Annotated in this window: 19 protein-coding genes and 1 riboswitch; of the genes, 1 reads left to right on the top strand and 18 read right to left on the bottom strand. The window is 46.3% G+C overall.

What is annotated here, in order from left to right; genetic code table 11:
- Positions 1 to 159 precede the first annotated feature (159 nt).
- The 18 genes from ACI5FR_RS02730 to ACI5FR_RS02645 form a co-directional block, all read right to left on the bottom strand.
- On the bottom strand, positions 160 to 519 hold the full coding sequence (locus tag ACI5FR_RS02730; protein WP_405449975.1) for a hypothetical protein: 360 nt from the start codon (positions 517 to 519) through the stop codon (positions 160 to 162).
- A 276-nt stretch (positions 520 to 795) separates the two neighbouring features.
- Positions 796 to 1350 carry a peroxiredoxin family protein gene (locus ACI5FR_RS02725; RefSeq protein WP_405449973.1) on the bottom strand — a complete coding sequence of 185 codons (555 nt, stop codon included), beginning with the start codon at positions 1348 to 1350 and terminating at the stop codon, positions 796 to 798.
- A gap of 75 nt (positions 1351 to 1425) precedes the next feature.
- The gene (locus ACI5FR_RS02720; RefSeq protein ID WP_405449970.1) at positions 1426 to 2133 is read right to left on the bottom strand and encodes a Crp/Fnr family transcriptional regulator; all 708 of its coding nucleotides are present in this window, start codon (positions 2131 to 2133) and stop codon (positions 1426 to 1428) included.
- Between the two features lie 302 nt (positions 2134 to 2435).
- Positions 2436 to 3404: a phosphoribosylaminoimidazolesuccinocarboxamide synthase gene (locus tag ACI5FR_RS02715; protein WP_405449968.1), complete on the bottom strand. Its 969-nt coding sequence runs from the start codon at positions 3402 to 3404 to the stop codon at positions 2436 to 2438.
- 60 nt (positions 3405 to 3464) lie between these two features.
- Positions 3465 to 3543, bottom strand: a riboswitch (ZMP/ZTP riboswitch).
- An 895-nt stretch (positions 3544 to 4438) separates the two neighbouring features.
- Positions 4439 to 4810 carry a RidA family protein gene (locus tag ACI5FR_RS02710; RefSeq protein ID WP_405449965.1) on the bottom strand — a complete coding sequence of 124 codons (372 nt, stop codon included), beginning with the start codon at positions 4808 to 4810 and terminating at the stop codon, positions 4439 to 4441.
- Between the two features lie 25 nt (positions 4811 to 4835).
- Positions 4836 to 5606: a creatininase family protein gene (locus ACI5FR_RS02705; protein ID WP_405449963.1), complete on the bottom strand. Its 771-nt coding sequence runs from the start codon at positions 5604 to 5606 to the stop codon at positions 4836 to 4838.
- 28 nt (positions 5607 to 5634) lie between these two features.
- Positions 5635 to 6750 carry a hypothetical protein gene (locus tag ACI5FR_RS02700; RefSeq protein WP_405449961.1) on the bottom strand — a complete coding sequence of 372 codons (1116 nt, stop codon included), beginning with the start codon at positions 6748 to 6750 and terminating at the stop codon, positions 5635 to 5637.
- Between the two features lie 35 nt (positions 6751 to 6785).
- Positions 6786 to 7559 (bottom strand): SDR family NAD(P)-dependent oxidoreductase, encoded by a 774-nt coding sequence (locus ACI5FR_RS02695; protein WP_405449958.1) that lies wholly within the window; start codon positions 7557 to 7559, stop codon positions 6786 to 6788.
- A gap of 28 nt (positions 7560 to 7587) precedes the next feature.
- Positions 7588 to 8427, bottom strand: coding sequence for a carbohydrate ABC transporter permease (locus ACI5FR_RS02690; RefSeq protein ID WP_405449955.1), 840 nt, complete (start codon positions 8425 to 8427; stop codon positions 7588 to 7590).
- 29 nt (positions 8428 to 8456) lie between these two features.
- Positions 8457 to 9401 (bottom strand): carbohydrate ABC transporter permease, encoded by a 945-nt coding sequence (locus ACI5FR_RS02685; protein WP_405449953.1) that lies wholly within the window; start codon positions 9399 to 9401, stop codon positions 8457 to 8459.
- A 79-nt stretch (positions 9402 to 9480) separates the two neighbouring features.
- Positions 9481 to 10920, bottom strand: a complete 1440-nt coding sequence (locus tag ACI5FR_RS02680; RefSeq protein ID WP_405449951.1) for an ABC transporter substrate-binding protein — start codon at positions 10918 to 10920, stop codon at positions 9481 to 9483.
- A 366-nt stretch (positions 10921 to 11286) separates the two neighbouring features.
- Positions 11287 to 11511, bottom strand: a complete 225-nt coding sequence (locus tag ACI5FR_RS02675) for a hypothetical protein (protein ID WP_405449948.1) — start codon at positions 11509 to 11511, stop codon at positions 11287 to 11289.
- A gap of 364 nt (positions 11512 to 11875) precedes the next feature.
- On the bottom strand, positions 11876 to 12346 hold the full coding sequence (locus ACI5FR_RS02670; RefSeq protein ID WP_405449945.1) for an NUDIX domain-containing protein: 471 nt from the start codon (positions 12344 to 12346) through the stop codon (positions 11876 to 11878).
- Between the two features lie 295 nt (positions 12347 to 12641).
- Positions 12642 to 13112, bottom strand: a complete 471-nt coding sequence (locus ACI5FR_RS02665; RefSeq protein ID WP_405449943.1) for a pentapeptide repeat-containing protein — start codon at positions 13110 to 13112, stop codon at positions 12642 to 12644.
- A 184-nt stretch (positions 13113 to 13296) separates the two neighbouring features.
- Entirely contained in the window at positions 13297 to 14184 is an 888-nt protein-coding gene (locus tag ACI5FR_RS02660) for an ankyrin repeat domain-containing protein (protein WP_405449940.1), read from the bottom strand.
- A gap of 514 nt (positions 14185 to 14698) precedes the next feature.
- Positions 14699 to 15139: a phosphotransferase gene (locus ACI5FR_RS02655; RefSeq protein ID WP_405449938.1), complete on the bottom strand. Its 441-nt coding sequence runs from the start codon at positions 15137 to 15139 to the stop codon at positions 14699 to 14701.
- Positions 15120 to 15515 carry a phosphotransferase gene (locus ACI5FR_RS02650; RefSeq protein ID WP_405449935.1) on the bottom strand — a complete coding sequence of 132 codons (396 nt, stop codon included), beginning with the start codon at positions 15513 to 15515 and terminating at the stop codon, positions 15120 to 15122. The genes ACI5FR_RS02655 and ACI5FR_RS02650 overlap by 20 nt, the downstream gene beginning before the upstream one ends.
- A gap of 203 nt (positions 15516 to 15718) precedes the next feature.
- Positions 15719 to 17215, bottom strand: a complete 1497-nt coding sequence (locus ACI5FR_RS02645; protein ID WP_405449932.1) for a hypothetical protein — start codon at positions 17213 to 17215, stop codon at positions 15719 to 15721.
- An 806-nt stretch (positions 17216 to 18021) separates the two neighbouring features.
- Here ACI5FR_RS02645 and ACI5FR_RS02640 point away from each other — a divergent pair.
- The gene (locus tag ACI5FR_RS02640) at positions 18022 to 18453 is read left to right on the top strand and encodes a DUF6326 family protein (RefSeq protein WP_405449930.1); all 432 of its coding nucleotides are present in this window, start codon (positions 18022 to 18024) and stop codon (positions 18451 to 18453) included.
- The last annotated feature ends 205 nt before the right edge of the window (positions 18454 to 18658 follow it).

Below are 18658 nucleotides of genomic sequence, written 5' to 3'. Positions count from 1 at the left end.
AACGAATCCCAGCCTATATCCTATGCCCAAAAGTACGTCTCCTTCCTTGATAAGCACTGGTCTGCGATCATCACTATACAGGCCGGCGGATTAGATTTGTTGAGCTATCGTTTCTCGTTAGTTTAGCGACGACATCGCAATCATCAACAAAAAGCGTATTTAAGCACGGAATAGAATATCAATATCCCCATCTACAAATCCAATTCCTATTGCAGATGTACTTTTGAGGATGTTTGCATACTCTCCTTCTTTAAGATAACGTTCCACTAACATCGTAATGTAGTTTAAACCTTGTTCCCAATGTTGAATATCTTCTGTTCTTTTTATATAGCAAATATCTTCTTCCGAAGTAAAATAGTCGTTACAAGCCCAATCTGAGTCATCCTCATCGAATTCATCTGACCCAATTAATTGTACATCGTATGTATCTTCTGAACCTTCATATAAGTTAAAATTGAATGCTTTGATTCCTTTGGGGATGTCTTGCTCTAAAATCTGATTTAACCAATTTGAAAACAACTTATAATTCTCAATAATACTTTCCCCCACTTTTAATAAGAGTTTTGTTAATTATGATGTTATATTCTGAAGTTATACAATTCAACAATTCTGCCCGTTTGTCCAATAAAAAAGCACTCATTTCACTAACGTCCTCCGCAATGATTTGGCTTTTCTATATGAGCGGTTCACCGCGCTGTCTGTACCCGTTAGCTGAACGAACCGATCGACTAAGGTTTTTCCGTAAAAAAGGCATGAGAACCGCGTGGGCAAGTCTCATGCCTTTGCTATGCATAGTTATTCACCAGCAGCGAAGCTGTCGATCGCTGAAAGCGGGAGATGATCGGTAATGATGCGGCTGTAATGCGCCAACCGTACGATACCTCGTTCGTCAATCAAAAATTCGGCAGGTATCCGGTTGAAGTTCGAACCTTCCTCCGGAGTAAGAGCAAAGCCGGCAGCGACCGCATCGGCGACAAACGACTTCGTGTTCGCATCGGCCATTGTCGCGTGTACTTTCTCTTCGGATGTCTCGACACCGTATAACTCGTATAATTGCGCTTTCGGGTCGGCGACGAGCGGGAACGAAGCGTTTTGGGCGCCTACATATCTCCGCATATTCGCCTCCGGCGATTCGAAGACAGCGACGATGTCCATGCCTTGGCGCTGCCAACCCGGATAGCGACCAATAAAATGATGCACACGCAAATTACAAACGGCACAGGCAGAGAAACGTAAAAAAGCGAGCAGTACTTTGTGGCCGCGAAAACTTTCAAGCGATATGGGATTGCCATAGAGATCGACGGTACGGAACGCTGGGGCAATCATACCCTGCTGAAGCTGGCGAATCATCGGTGATTCCTCCTGTACAAGGGAAATTGATTTACTTCTCCACTATATCAGGAAGAGTGGCACCGCTTCTGTGACCTAGTCACCAATTAGCGCTTCCAATTCATTGCGGCGTGTGATCCGTACCCAACCTCGTCCTGTCTCCACCCACCCCTGCCGATGATATCGCCGCAGCGCGCGGCTCACGACTTCACGGGCGGTGCCGATCTCGGCGGCAAGCTCATTATGCGTCATTTGTAGCAGCGGATGACACTCCGACGTGGAACTCAGCAGTGCTTCTACCAGCCGCATGTCAAGCGGTTTAGTCTGCCTCGTTTGGAGCTGTTCGCCCATACGCATAATGCCATCGAGAAGGCTGCCGAACACTGTTCTACGGATCGGCTCGTATTCCTGCACCCAGCGGAGGAAGCTTAGTTTGGTAACAAACAACGCCTCGACCTCTGTCTCGGCCTCAATGGCGGCGGGGTAGTCACGCCCGCTCAGTCCACTTATCACAAGGAGAGCGCAAATTTCGCCGGGGGTAAGTTTATTGACGACCCACTCGCTCCCATCCTCCCCGATCTGGCTGATACGGGCGATGCCGCTTAGCAAAAACATACCGAAGGACGTGGCTTCCTCCCTCTGGAAGAGACGCGACTTGGCTGGGAATCTCCTCACTTCTGGCTGTGCTTCCGCCCAATCCTCGGGGCAAACAGCCCGCAAATATGGTAAAACTTCCAGCACCTGCTTATCCGTGACGATTGAAGTCATGCTCCGTTCCCCATCCTTTAATTCGTACTTCTTCATTCCCAAATCTTTTCCTCGTGGTCACTCGTTCTCCACAGTAATGTTGTAAATTATATCATATTTACCACACTAACCTCCCGTTAGCAATGAAGCTGCCCGTTCCTGCCGGCAGCTTCGTCTTATTTAACGTTAAACTATCGTGCCTTTTAGCTTAATCCAGTCGAGTACGGAACACGCTGGCGAATGCTCTCTCAGGTTACATTCAGGATAATGTCCTTTAGTTCAATCAGAGTCTTGATTCGATAGCTGGCCTTGCGGCAACCATGAGCGCATTCGAATTACACCTGTCTGGTTAATGTCGCTTAGAATAGATAAGCATTTAAGTTCTTTTGAAGCCGTTCCTTTTCAGAATGCGTGCCGTCGACGGCAAATTCCTTGCCGGTGATCATTTCGAAGAGGCGGATATAACGATGCGACAGTTCAATGATAAGGTCATCAGGTGCGGACGGCAGGATTTTTTCTTTATAGGGGTCGCAATGCTCCCTGAACCAAAGTCGCAGGAATTCTTTGTCGATATTCTCGGGTTCCTTGCCCTCGGCTAACCTCGATTCAAATGTCTCTTTAATCCAATAGCGGGAAGAATCGGGAGTATGTATCTCGTCGATGAGAAGAATCTCTCCTTTGTCATCAATACCGAATTCATATTTGGTATCTACAAGGATTAATCCGTTCCTAGCTGCGATCTCTGTGCCCCTGGCAAAGAGCGAGAACGCGATTTTTTGCAAATACCCCCAGGTCTCTTGGTCGATTAGGCCTTCGTCAACGAGTTGAGCAGCTGACATCGACTCGTCATGTGCTGCTGATTTCTTTGCCGGGGTCAGGATCGGTTTCTCAAACCTCTGATTTTTCTTCATTCCATCGGGTAGGATGTTGCCACAGATGTCTCGGATGCCTTGTGAATATTGGACCCAAGCCGAGGTATCAGTCGAGCCCGTAAGATAGCCTCGCATTACGAATTCTACCGGAATTACCGTGCATTTTTTTCCTATAGTCACATTCGGGTCCGGGATTTCTATAACGTGGTTCCTTACTATGTCCGAGGTGTTTTCAAACCAAAAAGCGCTAAGCTGGTTTAATACTTGGCCTTTAAACGGAATATTGGCAAGAATCCTGTCAAATGCGCTTTGGCGGTCTGTGGTGATAAGGAGTAGCGAATCACCCAGATCATATGTGTCGCGAACTTTATCTCGTCTGAACCCGGGTACATTCAGAAATGAGGTGTCATCGAGACAGTTCTTTAGGTTTTTTTGGATAGTTTCTTTGGATATCATGCAAGCCCACCTGACCTTTCAATAAATAAAATAAAAAAAAAGCATCTGATCTGAGATCAAATACTTTGCCCAGGCGTACGGCTTATGAAATATGTGCTCCCCCGTAGTTACCTACGTTACGCCAGTCACACATATTTAAATACAATCCTATAATATCAGACAATTCCATTATTTCCAATACTGTTTTTGTTAATTTTTACATTGTGCTTATTGGATCTATCTTGCCCGTTTGCTTAATGGCAAGCCCGTGATACAACCAAATATGTTCATCCGACACTCTAGATTTCAGTTCTTTGGGCGATTTCCAATCTTGTCGTCGGGAATGTCCCCAAGTTCTTGTCATCGGTTAATGACAAGAACTTGGGGACATAAAAACAAAAGCCGCGGAATTCGCGACCTTTAATGTAACCATGTTCTTGTCTTCCGACACCTCTCCTCCCTACTATTGTCGGAAATGGGGTCAAGTTCTTGTCAAATTCGGGAATGGGATAAAGTTCTTGTCATCCCACAATTTCGCTGTTCAATGACACAAAACAACCCCCAATCAAATGATTTGATTGGGGGTTGTTTTGTGCAGGACCGTTACCTGGTGGTCTGGAGGTAGCCAAACGGCTCGACCTTTTCAGGAACAGCTCTGAAAGAAAATCGGACACGGATTCACCGCCCCAATCCACAGAGGTCATCCCGTAAAAGACCTCAAGGTATTGTCTCATCTCTTCGCGCAGTCGACCGTTCTAATGACACCAAGAAAACCCTTCCGGTGCGAGGAACTGCGTCGTTACGCCTTGGCGAATACCTGCCCAGCGGTCCCTTCCGCCGGTAAGCACCTTCTCGGAATGAACGTGTACATCGATGAAGCTCGGTGCCTGCTACACAAAAACCCTCTGCATTCACCGTTCTTGCAGCCGTGATGCCGGCCGTATCCCCGACGGCAACGATCCTGCTCCGATCCGATCGCCACATTTTACCGCTTTCGGCCTGTTCCGTCTACAACCGTTCCGTCTTGAATTAGAATTTCGCACTCCACCGTCCGATCACCTCCCCGTTTTCACGGCAATGGCATCGATCTCCACCAGCAAATCATAGTTCAGGTCGCAATATACGGTCGTTCGACTCGGATATGGCTTAGAAAAATAGCGCTCGTAAATTTCATTGAAATCCTTATATAAGCCGCGATCCGACAAGTAGACATTTACCTTGACGACGTTGTCGAAATCAAGCCCGGCTGCTTTCAGTACCGCACGGACGTTTTCTAGCGTTTGGATCGTTTGGGACTCCAGATCGCTCCCAACGACTTTCCCGTTTTGGATCCCTCCCTGACCGGAAACGAAGATCAGCGATTCCGTCTCGATCCCGGAGGAAAACGGCTTATCGGTTTGTGGCCCAGTCTCGATTTCTCTTTTCATCATTCGCCTCCAAATGTAGGGAATTTCATTCTCCCTGGCTCATGGTTTGGGTGACTTGATGCAGCCAATCCGATAATGAGGTCACGATCGCATTCAAATACGCTCTACCTTTCTCTTCCGTAGCCAGGTTGGCCGCATCGGTATAGCCGTCATAGCCGGTCAGCATGCCGTGCTTGCCGATAAAACCGGGAATGCCGCTGTTAAACCAAGGAGTAAGCGTATGGGAGTCCGTAATCTTATCGGATCGAAGCAAATCGGATCGCAATGCCATGATAAGCGCGGTTTCAAAGCCTCCGGCGTGCCCGGGGACCATCCCGACATCACGCGCGTACGCATCCTGAAGGGCTTGACCCGATACCGTCCAATAAGACGCCGAAGCCGTCCAGACCGGATGCTTCACCGCGATGTCGGAGGCAACCTGAATCATGATCCGTTCATTGCCGCCGTGGCCGTTGACAAAAATAAGCTTTCGAAAACCGCACCGGACAAGACTTTCGGCTATATCCGTCAGCATGCCTAAATAAGTAGTGGAACGGAAGGAGATCGTTCCGTTGAACTGCAAATGATGGTCGGAGCATCCTACCGAGAACACGGGTGTCATAAGCAGCGGGTTTTGCTCGGAGACACGACGAACCGCTTCGGTAACGACGTATTCGCAAATCAGGCTGTCGGTATAAACCGGGAGATGAGGGCCATGCTGCTCCGTTGCTGCTAGAGGAATGACGGCCGCGCAGCCGGCAGCCGCGTATTCGGCGATCTCATCTCTTGTATGGTGGTGAAAACAAATATCCTTCATTAGCCGCTAACCTCTTTCCCTTGCTGGATTAATAGGAGATCAAAAGCTCCGGAGTTTCTAATCTTCTCTTCAAATATAAGGACTCCATGGCGTAATTCGTCAGACCGCTCGACATATAAACGCGCTCCATCGGAAATGATGGTGTGCCGGTCATCATAAATTGTTCGACTAGCCGGGTTAACGTTTCGAAATGTCCGAAGGGACGGCCTTTTTCACTATCGCATATCGCGGAAGCGATTTCGCCCTGCTCGTTTCGAACTGCAAACGCCCATTGCTCCGACAGCCGGTTCTGCTGAATGACATAGCCTTTTGTTCCGTCTTTATATTCGACTATGAACAATACCGGAGAGTCTCCGGATTCGCAGGGATGCGGCTGTCCGTTCCGATCGAACAGCGCCAGAGCGTTCATCATCAGCTCCTCCGGCCATTCGCCGCGATCCATCGCTTTCCACACCTGCTCCCCTTCGAGAGCGTAAACCTCTTGAACCCCCGTTTCGCCCCCGGAACGCTTTTCCGCGACCGATTGGAGCACCTCTAATGCGTGGTACCCGTATGCTTCAATCGCCGTAGAAAAACTGACCACCAAAATTTCTTTAGCTTCTTCAAACTGCTTCGGCTGCAATTTGGGAACATGCGGCGCATGCGGAATCGAGGAGCCTCCCATAAAGGGAATGCCTCGGCTTTTCAACTGGCCATACATCCAGACGGTATCTTCGATATTGTAGGAAAGATGCTTATCGGAAAAAATCGGAATCCTAACGTTCAGCTCATCCAGTACGCTCAGCGTTTCTTCCAGCAATCGACGACGGGGATACTGTTTGCGCCGTCTTTCGTCCTCGGGATAGTCGCCGTGCTCGCCGATCAGGATAACACCGTCCAAGCCTCCGCCCTCAATCGGCTTTTTTAGCGCTTCCTCGATTGTCGCGTAAATCGGAATTCCGCAGCGCTCTGCCTCCGCCCGGCTCATATCGTTGTCCGGAACTTGATCCGTATAGATCGAAACGACCTCCACTTGGGGCAAATAATCAAAATCCCCCAGCAATCGTCCCAAAATGACGTCGGCATGCGAATTGAAGCGATATTCCGTTACGATAGCGGCTACCCGCTTTCCCGTCCCCTTTGGAATCGGATGTTTTTCTGCCATGACGTGCTCCTCCTTTTCAACTTCCGCTTAAGGATTCATACGTTTCGATCGGGGGACAGCCAAATCCCTCCCGTTACGGGATAAAGGGAGCCGGTCACATAAGAGGAGGCGTCGGATAGCAAAAAAGCCGCAACTTCAGCTATCTCGACGGCGAACCCGCTTCTTCCGACCAACGTGGTTTGTCTCATCTCTTCCTTCTGTTGTTCGGTAAACCTTGCCAGGCTTTCCTCAGACTTAAAGTCGCCGGGTACAATCGTATTGGCCCGAATTCCGTACTTGGCGTATTCAACCGCCGCAACTCGGGTGAACTGCTCGATACCGGCTTTGCCTGCGCCATAGGCGGCGTTCGCCTTTTTCGGAATCGTGCCCAAAACGGAGGAGACGTTTACGATCGAACCTCCCCCGGTATCAGCCATCAGCTTCGCCGCGTATTTGGTGACGAGAAATGTGCTGGTCAACGTGCCTCGAGTGGAAGCTTCCCAATCTTGGAGAGACTGATCTTCAATTCTTCCGGTTAGGTTCGTGTAGGTCGTATGAAAGGAGCCGTCCAGCCTGCCGAAATGAAAGCTCACCCTCGTAAACAGATTTTGTACCTGCGATTCTTCATTCATATCCGCTTGAACGTAGAGGAGTCGGTTGGAGCCGAACCGCTCCAGCAGCAAAGCTTTCTCGGAGAATTCATTTTCGGCTTTAATATCGCAGGCGGCGACGAAAGCTCCACTCTCCAAAAAGAGCTTTACGGCCGCGCCTCCGGCCGCCCCCATGGAACCCGTGATGACGATAACCTTGTCCTGAAGCTGTGAAGCCATATAGGTTCACTCCGTTTCTTTTCGGTGATTATCCTTTAAGAGCCCCAAAGGTTGCTCCTTCCGAGATTTGCCGCTGGAAGAGGATATAAAGCATGATCGTGGGCAGCATCGCGATCGTAACGCCCGCGAATAAAGTAACCCAATCCGCTTTATACTGCATCAGCTGATTCGCATGATACATCGCGACGCCGATCGTATACTTGGATTGATCGCTTAAGTAGATGAACGGACCTAAGAAGGCGTTGTACAATCCTAAAAATTTAAAAATAGCGACTGTCACGATTCCCGGCGTTGACAGCGGGACGATGACCCGAATGAAAACTTGAAAGAGAGAGGCTCCGTCGATAAAGGCGCTTTCTTCCAGCTCTTTCGGAAGCGATTGCATGAATCCGCCGAGAAGCATCAGGAAGAAGACGCTCTCCCCCAAGCTGTCCAATATAATAAGACCCGTGAGGCTGTTCGTCAGGTGCAGCTCCCGCATTAGTACATACTGAGGAACCAATGCGTTGATACCCGGCAAAAACAACGACAGCATGATGATCGACCAAATCAATTTTCTGCCGCGAAACTGAAGACGCGTTAATGCATACGCATTGAGCGTGGTCAAAAATGTACCGAGAAGCAGGCTTACACCAACAAAATAGAGGGTATTCAATACCGTAGAACCGAGATGATAGGATTTCCATGCATTCGCATAGTTTTTCCACATCAATTTATCCGGCAGCGACCATACACTCGCGAAAAATTCTTTGTTCGTTTTTAACGACTCCAGAACGATCCACAGCAGCGGCACGACAATCGACAGCGCCCAAAAAAATAAGATAAGCCGCCATACGTAGTCCAGCACCGTACGCTTTTGATTCTCCATCGTTTCCCCCTTTCCGCCCCCCAAAACGATCAAAATTCGACCTGTTCCTTCGGACTGAACTTATCGATGATCAGCTTGGCAACGACCATGATGACGAATAAGAACATCCCGATCGCCGACGCATACCCGTAGTTGTGCGAATCGCTTCCGAACGCCATGTTAAACATGTACAGCCCGATGACGTCCGTCGCTCCCGCTGGCCCGCCGTTCGTCATGATCAGCATAATCTCGAAGCCTTTAAAGGCCCCGAGCATCAAAAACAGGGCGCTTATCTTAACGATCGGATTAAGCAGCGGCATCGTAATCTTGAACAAACGAATCATATGGCTGGCCCCATCCAAGATAGCGGACTCGTATAAGGAGGATGGGATGGACTTCATGGCGTTCATAAACACGACGACGTAGAAGCCGACCCCGCCCCAAATCGCCACGGGCAACAGAGCCGCCAAAGCCGTTCGTTGATCGGCGAGCCAGTAAAAGTTTCCGTTATCTATACCGACGAGCTTTAGGAACGCATTAAGCAGACCGTACTCCCCGTCATAGATAAACCTCCAAAGCAAGCCGACGACTACTACGGCAAGAACGTTGGGCAGAAAAAAAAGCACCTTATAGATTCCGGCCTCGAAATACCCTTTATTGTTCAGCAAATAAGCGAGGAAAATGGAGATATAGATCGTTAGGAAGGGAATCGTAAGCATTAGAATTAAGTTGTGCGACAGCGCCCTCCAAACAAAATGATCCTTGAGCATATAAACAAAATTATCCAACCCGATGAATTTCGCTTCGCTGATTCCGTTCCATTCCAGCATGGAGTAATAGACGGAAAGGATGTTGGGATATAAGGTGAACAGCAAGTACCCGAGAAAGCTCGGGCCGACAGCCAGCGCGAGGAAGAGCCGTTTTTGAACCTTTTCTTTGCCGAACAGGCCACTCTTCTTCGCGGCTGCCGCCGCATTCGGTTCCGGTTGCGCCACGTGTCCTCCTCCTTCCGCGAATAAGGGAGCAGGGAGAAGGGATAACGATTCCCTTCTCCGCTCTAACGAGATCGGTTGCTTACTTTTTCTCGGCGTCAATCGCTTCTTTCATGAGCTTATCCGCTTCTTCCAGTACCGGCATTGGATCCTTCTTGCCTGCCGCTACCTCCACGATCATATCCGTGACCAATTTCGTCGCCCTGGCGGCGGAAGGATGTGTGAAGGAAACGTCTTTTACGATCGTGCCGAACTGAGCTTTGTTCGTTTTGACGTACTCGAGCACGGCTCTTGGCGCCTCTTGAAGCTGTGCGACGTTTTCAGCCTTTTCGGCAAAATCTTTCCGAATCGGAGAAATGCCGAATTTTCCGTTGAACGCTTGGATCTCATTGGTCATCAGGAACATGTTAAACTCTTTCGCCCACTTTTTGACGAGATCCGGCTTGTTTTTCCAGATCATCATACTGCCCGAACCGATCCCGTTCTGCACCCAAATAGGGTCTCCCGCTTTATTCGCGAACGGAATGTTCATGAAACCCCATTTAAATCCGTCCGGAATCGAATCCTTCATCTCGTTTTGCACCCAGTCCCCGGTGGAAGCAAGAGCGGCCTTATGCTGAAGCAGCTGCATTTGAGATTGCGTGTGGTTCAAGGCGGCGGCGCCTTCCGGGAAGTAGCCGAGCTTGCCCATTTGCTCCATGCGTTTCCATATATCCTTGTGCTCCGGGCTGGTGTAAATCGGCCATTTTCCGGAGCGGTAATCCTTCGTAAATTGATCCAGCGTCCCTTTTTGCTGAGCCAGCGTGAATTGATTGATCAAAAAGCCGTAGTAGATATAGGTCGGATATACGCCGGGGAACGTTATCGGGATAATGCCTTTGGCTTTGATGTCCGCCATCAGCTTCATGAATTCATCCCATGTATTCGGGTTTTGATTCCACCCGTTTTTCTCGAAGAACGTCTTGTCGTAGAACAGTCCGACCGCGTATGCGCCCATCGGAAGCTGATAAAACTTGCCGTCCACCTTTTGCGCGTATTCCATCGTATTGTCGAGAACGACATCCTTCAGCTTTTTGCCGGGCGCATCCGGGACCTCCCGTTCCCATAGATCCGTCAAATCCTCGAACAAGCCTGCCTTTTGAGCGATGACACCCTCATCCCCGTTAAAGCTCGGCGAGATGATGTCAAACATGTCTTCGTCGTTCTTTGCCGCCATCTTGGTGCCGATTAAATTGCGGATTACCGGGGAAGCGGTAACATCAAACTTGACATTGGGGTATTTTTCCGTGAACTTCTTAATTGCGTTGTCGGCCCATTCGCGGCCGTAACCGTTTTCCCAATACCCCCATTTGATCGTAACCTTTTCCGATTTGGGTAACCCGTTTTCGGGGTATACCTCTCCTTTATTTTCCGTTGAGGGCGTCGTTCCGGACTCCTCTCCATTCGTACAACCGGCGGCGAACGTGAATGGTACTAGAGCAGCCATCATACTAAGCATTGATTTTTTCACCCATTGCCTCATTCTTTCTTCCTCCTCGCCTTGTTTTGGGAGCGCTTTACAAAAGGAGTCGTCACTCCGGCAAGCCGTCTGAGAGCTTCAGCATTCCCCTTCATCGGATATGTGAATTTAATTCAAACATATGAATCGATAAAGGCGGGAATGCCTTATGGAGGAAAATTAAAAACGATGAATGACTCATCGGTGCAAAAACCAGAATCGCCCACTGAGCAAACCAATAACAAAAAGTGCATGAATCATAAATTTAGTATTTGCCAGCATAAGGGTCTTAAGTTAACCAGAAACACTAGCTCTGTTAACCGCCGAAGTATCAAAGATAAGGGCAGCTATCAAACAGTTTCCTGCTTGAAAGCTGCCCCTTGGGCCTGCTTATGGAACGATGCGGATGGAATCGATCGACACCTGTCCTAGCGACGACCCGTCGATCGGATCGATCAGGATTTGGCGAACGCGTGAGTTGCTCCAGCGCGGCGAACCACTCATATCGACGACATACGTTTGATACTCGGCATCTTTCGACGACACCGGAATCCTTACGCTCTTCGCCTCGTTGTATACCGTATCGGCATCGGAACAATTGAAGGCTGGTATCATTCGTTTGATTCCTCATGACGATCTCAACCTTGCTGTAATCGGAGGTCGGCAGTCCGAGCAGGTCCGGCGACACGATGCCGGGATCTCGCACGGTCACATTCAATTGAATCGCGCCGTCCGAGACGGTCGCCGGCACCTTGCGCACAGACCAGCCTTGGAAATTGCCGTCCATGTGGAAATCCCAAGATCTTAGACTGCGGCTCGGGTACGGCTCCGGCGAAATCGCGAGACCGTCCTCGCCGTGCGTCAGGAGCAGCGTCCAGCCAAAAGTAAGACATCGCACTGATCAGCAAACAGCAGCAGCCTTGGAATAAATTATTCCTAGGCTGCTGCTGTTTTTATTCAACTAACGTTCTCCGTTACTTCAACAACTGTGCCCACAACATCTTTCCATCACTAAAAGTTCCCGTCCAAACATTGTCTGTTTAGAATTATGGAGATAATGTTCATACATTAGTTTTAAACTCAAAGACATCTGCAAATTAGCCATTTCTGATAATTTCACCCAATGTAATTCACCTTCACCGCAACTACTTATAGTTCTAGTGTTCGAATCACCAAAGAAAATATAATGTTGATTTAGTTCATCTTCTTTTTGTCGCAGTAGTATGTATCGCAATGTTAGATTTTCAATTTCAATATGAGATATACCCGTCTCTTCTTCTATTTCACGTAAACAAGAATTCTCGGGTGAGCCATGCTCGTGTGGCTCAACATGACCTCCGACACACGACCATAAGCCTGGAGCTATCTTTTTGTTTTTCGATCGTTTGAGCATTAACACATCATCATTATTAATAAGAAAAGCTCCAGTCATTGTCCGAACACTTATCATCGTATTAACCTCCGAATCCTGAATCAATCACTTTTCTAGATTTCTCTATAAGTGTTATAAATCCTTTCTACATCTAGCATACCTTATCATTCAACAGGCCGACCAGTTGCTGGCTGCCTGTTCGTTTTCATAACTGCCAATGTCGCCACGCTAACCTCCGTTACTTTAATGAACAACAAAAAGAGGAGCTGCTGTAAACAAGCTCCTCCATTATCGTTCCTCGTTAGCGTAACCAAACTTCGTTATTTAGCGGAGTCAAAACAAAACAGCTGCCGAAGCTGCCGCTCTTTGTTCTTTATTTGTTATGGAGTAAATCAGTAATTAAGATACCATTTATTTTTAATCCTGAAATGTCACATGCATTTATTTCAACATTTGATAAATCACAATTATTAAATTGTCCGTTTGACAGGTTACAATTATGAAAACTTACTGGTTTATATTGTCCCTCGGGATTGTAGTTTCCGTCTCCTTCTTGAGGAAGAACCACATTATGAAATTCTGTTCCAAAAAGCTGGACATGGTCAATAACAGCATGGCTAAAGTTAGCATGCTGAATACCTATACCCAACATGTTTGCGTTCGAGATATTAATTCCACCCATATTAACATCATTCAAAGACATATCACTCATGTTTACGTTATTAATTTTCGTCTTTGCCAAGCTGACATTATCGATATCAAGCTCCTCAGCTCTGACCTCCTGCCACTTAGACCCTGAAATATCTGCCCTTTGCAAATCCAACGGTTCCACCTTTAAGCTCATCTGGTTATCCCCCTTATTAAAATGAAATGCTCTCTTACTTCAACGTTCACCCTAATATTTCCTGCATTATCCATTAAACTAACCTGCCCGATAGTTGAACAAAGGCAGCCGAACAGGCTACCTTTGTGTGTAAGTTGAGCTCTCGTGCCCGTTAGTTAAGCGAAGACAGCAAACTTACTAATCCCTATTTATAGAGTTCATCGATCGGCATACCATTCAATACGTGATTGACGACGACCGGTAACCTCTTAATGAATTTGTTCCACTTCACACCTTTAAAGGTGAAAAGTTCTTTATGATCGACATCGAAACTGCCTAAACATTTTTGATCTGGGATCCAAATGATAAAACCGGTGCCGCCATAGCCTTCGACTTCTTTCGTAAAGTCCAGGAACACTCTACCTTGCCATTCTATCGGCTTTACGTCAAAGATCGTTTCAAACTCGATGTATTCTGTGGGGCATGTTTCGTGAAAGTCAATGCGGCGGCTCTCGGTTCCAAGCCATTTGTAGATTTCTGAGGGCATTCCCATTCTTTTAAGCTCTCTTACCCGTTTATCTGCTTCATGCCAGATGGTCGGTTCAAACTGCTTAATATACTCCATCATTTCCGTATTCTTATGACGCTTTGCCTCTTGGAACGCTCGGTTTCCATACTTGTCTTTCAACGTCACGTCTGCGCCGTGCTCTACCAAATATTTGACAATTTCGAAATGATTTCGGGATGCAGCCATTTGGACGGGGGTCGTACAGTACGGAAAAACCTGATCCACGCCGTTGAAATTGACATCGGCTCCATGTTCGACGAACAATCGGACTATTTCTAGTTCGCCTTTCCAAGCTGAATTGCGAAGCGCTTCCCCCACTACTGTGATGTTGTTCAATTTTTCAAATCTATAATTTTTCAATAATAACGTAATTAGCCCTAACCGATTGTATTCAATGGCATCGTTTAAGATTGGGAAGGGAAGGTACGAGCCTTCTAGGAATTGATATTTTTCTAATGTAGCCGTTAAACCATCTTGGTCATTCAATTTTATTTTATTAGTTGCTTCGACAATAAAATTCGTCATTTATCCTCCATATTTTCATGTTCGCTCCAATCATAACTGCTATTGATATTCTTCCACCAGTCACTTATAACCTATTTTTATCTTATTAATTCCACACAATCCTGCCCGTTCAACGGGAAACGGCAGCTGATCTTGTGCCGGCTGCCGTCGTGTCACAGACAACTATTTTTTCATGATTCCTCCATCATGTCTCAAGGAAAGTTAATCTGTCACTGCGATAAAAAACACGTAGCTTGAACTTCCTTCAACCATCTTGTTGTCCCTTTTCGGCTAACTATTCAACTTAGTGTCTTAAACAAACGGGCAGCTAATCAAAACAAAAAGCCCGTTCTCAAAAGAAGAGAATCGGACTAATAGTGGCACAGTACAGTATATAACAGGAGGATGTAAATCTATACTTGAGCAATGTAGGCTTAGTTAAACAGGATGACACTGAGCGGGACTGCAATAGAAAAAGCGATGGATCGGCTCCACAGCAGCGCTCTTGTTCTCGTTAGTTCAGTTAACGACGATTTTAGTATTCATAATAGTCTAGTCCCCTAAAACCGTTAAAGACAGACAGAAGTCCACATAGACGAAGTCGATCTGGATCGATGAGGTGATTGCCATAGGTTTGAATAAACTTCTGTGAATAGTCTCCCTTCAAGTTATACTGTAAAGACCAAAGTCCCCAGAAAATATCATAATGGCGATCTCCAATGCCACCATACGCTACATCAACATATCCATTCATTTTAAAGTCGTGCAAGATTAGGTTTGGTAAGCAGTGGTCTCCATGAATGACGACTTTATCTTCTTTCACATATTTGTACAAATTAATCATATTTTCGTACGCCGATTCAATGCTTGTATATCCCAAATATCGAAGAATGCCCCTTTCTGCCCTGCCCTCTCGGTAATTTCCTTCCGCTCTGATAACCATTTCCTCCAACCCATTAATAATTTGGGCAGTCACTGTACTCCACCTGATGTAATTTCAAAAGACTTTCTGCAAACACTTCACTCAAATGCTCTGGTTGCATAAGATATTCGTCGCTTGCTGCATCCGAACCAGGAATGCGATCCGTAATAAGATAATCTCTTTTGTCATCTGATGAATAATGCAAAACCCTAGGGCATACCCCGTATTTATATAAGTAATCCGTCATCAGAGCTTCGGTTTGCATCTGGTTTATTGGAGTCACTTTCAGAAAAATATCAAATACTTCTTTTTCTATGTGAAATACATGTGATCTGGCTTTATTTTTAATGATTGTCACCACTGCATTTCTAATGTATGACTGTACTTCGGCAGGAAAAGTCTCATAAATTGATTCAACTTTCATATTCATATATTTAATTTCACTTCCATTTTGATTTAATGTACTCTGTTTTAAAACGAATTCTACATTAAATTATAATATTATTTACCTTTAGTACCTCTGTTATTTAACACAACTGCCCATTAGTGGAACAAGGCCACCGATGCATTGAGGTAGCCTTGTCCTTGGTGTAATTATTGTTTTATCGGTTCCCGTTAGAATTCCTTATTTACTCAATAGCCCGCTTCTGGATATTCTTTAGTAAGCTCTTTCAACTCGTAATCCCACCAGATTCGGTTGATTCCGTTGTTCACGTTGCTGATCGTATTGTTCCTCACTACGTAAATGTTCAAATCCCGATTCACATAAGCGTCGAGGTTATCGACAATAAACAACAACGCATCTTTAGTGGTCGTTTCTTCGGTCAAATTACCGATTTTTTCATACGTTCCATCGCTGTGCAGCCAAAAATAGTCGGTATTTTTGGGGGATGTGTTCTCCAGCCGGAAAAGCTCGTAAGCCTGAACAAGCAGCTTATCGTCCTCATGATGAAGAACCCGAACGTATTGGGCATCCAGAATCTGATTCCAGCTGCGATGCGTTCCGTCTGCACCTACCCACAACACCTCTCCGCGGTCCGAGCCCGTACGTCCGGATAACCGGGTAGGCGAATTCGTCCACAACCAGACGCCATCCATCGATTTCCTGAACCCTGATATTGCTCTGGTGAAATCTGTCACCTCTTGAGCGGTTCCTTGATGTACTATAACAAGGCGCTTGGATGATGGCGTTCCACCAGGGTTACTCGGTCCGGTAGGAATATAGAAGGCGAACACCTTCGTATCGGCTCCAAGATCGAACATACTTTCTCTATACACAAAAACATCATTTTTTGTTTCCCCGCTTCGATTGGCAAGCCGCTTTTCTGCTTCTTCTTTATCCACCGATATAAGCGGGTTACCGTCATACCAGAGCTGGTGATCCTTATAAACCGTCAGCTTCGGTATAGATTCCACTTTGCCCGGCACAATCTCCGGCAAGGCCTGAATGGAAGCCATAATTTGCTTGCTCTGTTCAACCGTTAGCAACTCTGGGGACCCATCAAGACTCTTAGGTACGCGGAACATTCGATCCCTGACATTGTGAACATACGTATAAAGATAATTCTCATCATCATAGATGATTCCGGACATGTATCGTCGTTGGTTTGTCTTGATGCTCAATCCATCTGCATCATTCCAGGTCAACACCCATCTGAATTTATCAACTGCATAATCCCAGGTCAGCGGGAAATAGGTAATATCCTGAAATACAAGCAGTGGGTATGTTTGCTCTGAATTGTTAACTTCTTCCTGATTGACACTGACGGGGAACTCCGCAACTTGGGCGGTATAACGATCGTAGCGGAATGAACCCCCTATTTCGAGCTCCGGTTTTACGCTCATCGGTGTACCAAGATTGACGGATAGACCGTTCTCCTCACTCCAGTTCAATTGCAGCGCCGTCGCCTGACTGATCGACCAGGTCATCGGTATGTAGGTAATATCCTTATACGTCAGCAACGGGTATCTCAGATGCGCATTGTCGAGTTGAATGCCGTCCATCACCACCGGAAACTTTGGTAACGTTACAGTCACATTCCCTGAAGCTGCATGTGTAGGTTCCCCCGCAAAGGTGAATGTTAGGCCTGAAGCCAATAAGACGGCAAGTAGTAATGATTTATGTTTCAAAGTATTTCCACTCCTTATCCATGTAGACTTATTCATTATTTTTAACTGTAGAAGTTCTCAATTAGTTTGACTTGGAACAGAAATTTATCAATGAAAGCTTATATTTTTTGTACGTTTGCTGTCCCGTCCTTCAGCCCGTGGGGTACCTCCGTGATCAGTTCCTTGAAGTTGATGAATAATTTCTTGTTTTTGCAATTGTATGAACCCTGCCCGTTAGCGCAACAAGGCCGCCGATCATCGCGGCAGCCTTGTTCTTGGTGTCATTTGCGCTATCGTTTCCCGTTAACGTAATGTCGGCACAAATTTTGTGTGCCGATCACGATCTCTATCCCATAGAGGATAGAAGTTCTTCATCTGTGTGCCAAGGGTAAAAGAACGGCTGGCGGGCTAAAGGAGAAACCTAAGGTAACCATATAAGACTAAAATACAAGAAACAGCGGAACTCTGGAAGAAGCTAGAGCTAGAAGTAGTAGAAGGTGAGTTCCCACCCACTTGTAAAAGTGTTGCTTACTGAACCTTACAGTTATATTTCCGCATACAGCGAAAGGTAGTAGTAGCCAACCTGCTTACTTGTAGAGAGTATTTGTAAGGCTAGTGAAACCCCAACCTCTAAGGTAGGGGAGGTTCAAGACAATACTTTAGTATCTGTACGGTGGGAAAATATTCATGGATACTAATATACAAAGGCAACAGTTCATTATGAATGGAGGTAGAAACGGAAATGAGCACAATAACGGCTGAAAAGAAGGATAGAGGGGCTTTATTTTCAACCTTGTGGAACTTTTTATTTATGAATGGAGATTAATATGAATACACAAAATAAAGCACAAAATGCACTGGAAGACATCAAAGTCAGTTCGAAACTGAAGATTGCTACGCTGTGGGCGAGTTTTATGTTTCTCTATATTTATGTTGATTATTTCGCCTTATATATGCCGGGCAAAATAGAAGGTATTCTAGCAGGAAAAATATTTATATTTGACATTTCATATGTCTTTCTATTGATGGCACTGATTTCGGTAACAATTCCAGCTCTTATGATTTTCCTTTCTGTTGCCCTGCCGGCAAAAGTAAGTCGCTGGGCAAATATCATTATTGCCGCGGTGTATATTCCCTATACATTGTTTAATTTGACAGGAGAGGCTTGGGTGCACATGGTGTTTGGCGCTGTTGTAGAAGTCGCTCTTCTTTGTCTAATTATCTGGTATGCATGGAAATGGCCTTCTTCGTTACGGTAATTACGTTACTAATTATCTTTACTGCATGGAAGTGGCCTAGGCAGGATAGCTAGCAACGCGGGTTTCGGGCATTATTAAGAAGAATGATGATGACATAGTCGCAACTTTTGCATATCGGTATTCATGGCGTCGAGGGATATGCTCACTTTTGTACGGAAAATCATACAAAATGGTTGATTAATTGCGATGACCGCCCACTTTTGTA

Origin of the sequence: Paenibacillus sp. HJGM_3 (genome assembly GCF_045062745.1) — a bacterium.
GTDB lineage: Bacteria > Bacillota > Bacilli > Paenibacillales > NBRC-103111 > Paenibacillus_AA.
The sequence above is the reverse complement of the archived record's forward strand: the minus strand, read 5'-3'. Positions and strand labels throughout refer to the sequence as shown.

What these genes read in the sequence shown, in the direction of transcription:
- ACI5FR_RS02725 (WP_405449973.1), bottom strand. Translation starts at nt 1,350, where the DNA reads ATGATTCGCCAGCTTCAGCAGGGTATGATTGCCCCAGCGTTCCGTACC.
- ACI5FR_RS02720 (WP_405449970.1), bottom strand. Translation starts at nt 2,133, where the DNA reads ATGAAGAAGTACGAATTAAAGGATGGGGAACGGAGCATGACTTCAATC.
- ACI5FR_RS02715 (WP_405449968.1), bottom strand. Translation starts at nt 3,404, where the DNA reads ATGATATCCAAAGAAACTATCCAAAAAAACCTAAAGAACTGTCTCGAT.
- ACI5FR_RS02710 (WP_405449965.1), bottom strand. Translation starts at nt 4,810, where the DNA reads ATGAAAAGAGAAATCGAGACTGGGCCACAAACCGATAAGCCGTTTTCC.
- ACI5FR_RS02705 (WP_405449963.1), bottom strand. Translation starts at nt 5,606, where the DNA reads ATGAAGGATATTTGTTTTCACCACCATACAAGAGATGAGATCGCCGAA.
- ACI5FR_RS02700 (WP_405449961.1), bottom strand. Translation starts at nt 6,750, where the DNA reads ATGGCAGAAAAACATCCGATTCCAAAGGGGACGGGAAAGCGGGTAGCC.
- ACI5FR_RS02695 (WP_405449958.1), bottom strand. Translation starts at nt 7,559, where the DNA reads ATGGCTTCACAGCTTCAGGACAAGGTTATCGTCATCACGGGTTCCATG.
- ACI5FR_RS02690 (WP_405449955.1), bottom strand. Translation starts at nt 8,427, where the DNA reads ATGGAGAATCAAAAGCGTACGGTGCTGGACTACGTATGGCGGCTTATC.
- ACI5FR_RS02680 (WP_405449951.1), bottom strand. Translation starts at nt 10,920, where the DNA reads ATGAGGCAATGGGTGAAAAAATCAATGCTTAGTATGATGGCTGCTCTA.
- ACI5FR_RS02675 (WP_405449948.1), bottom strand. Translation starts at nt 11,511, where the DNA reads ATGATACCAGCCTTCAATTGTTCCGATGCCGATACGGTATACAACGAG.
- ACI5FR_RS02670 (WP_405449945.1), bottom strand. Translation starts at nt 12,346, where the DNA reads ATGATAAGTGTTCGGACAATGACTGGAGCTTTTCTTATTAATAATGAT.
- ACI5FR_RS02665 (WP_405449943.1), bottom strand. Translation starts at nt 13,112, where the DNA reads ATGAGCTTAAAGGTGGAACCGTTGGATTTGCAAAGGGCAGATATTTCA.
- ACI5FR_RS02660 (WP_405449940.1), bottom strand. Translation starts at nt 14,184, where the DNA reads ATGACGAATTTTATTGTCGAAGCAACTAATAAAATAAAATTGAATGAC.
- ACI5FR_RS02650 (WP_405449935.1), bottom strand. Translation starts at nt 15,515, where the DNA reads ATGAATATGAAAGTTGAATCAATTTATGAGACTTTTCCTGCCGAAGTA.
- ACI5FR_RS02640 (WP_405449930.1), top strand. Translation starts at nt 18,022, where the DNA reads ATGAATACACAAAATAAAGCACAAAATGCACTGGAAGACATCAAAGTC.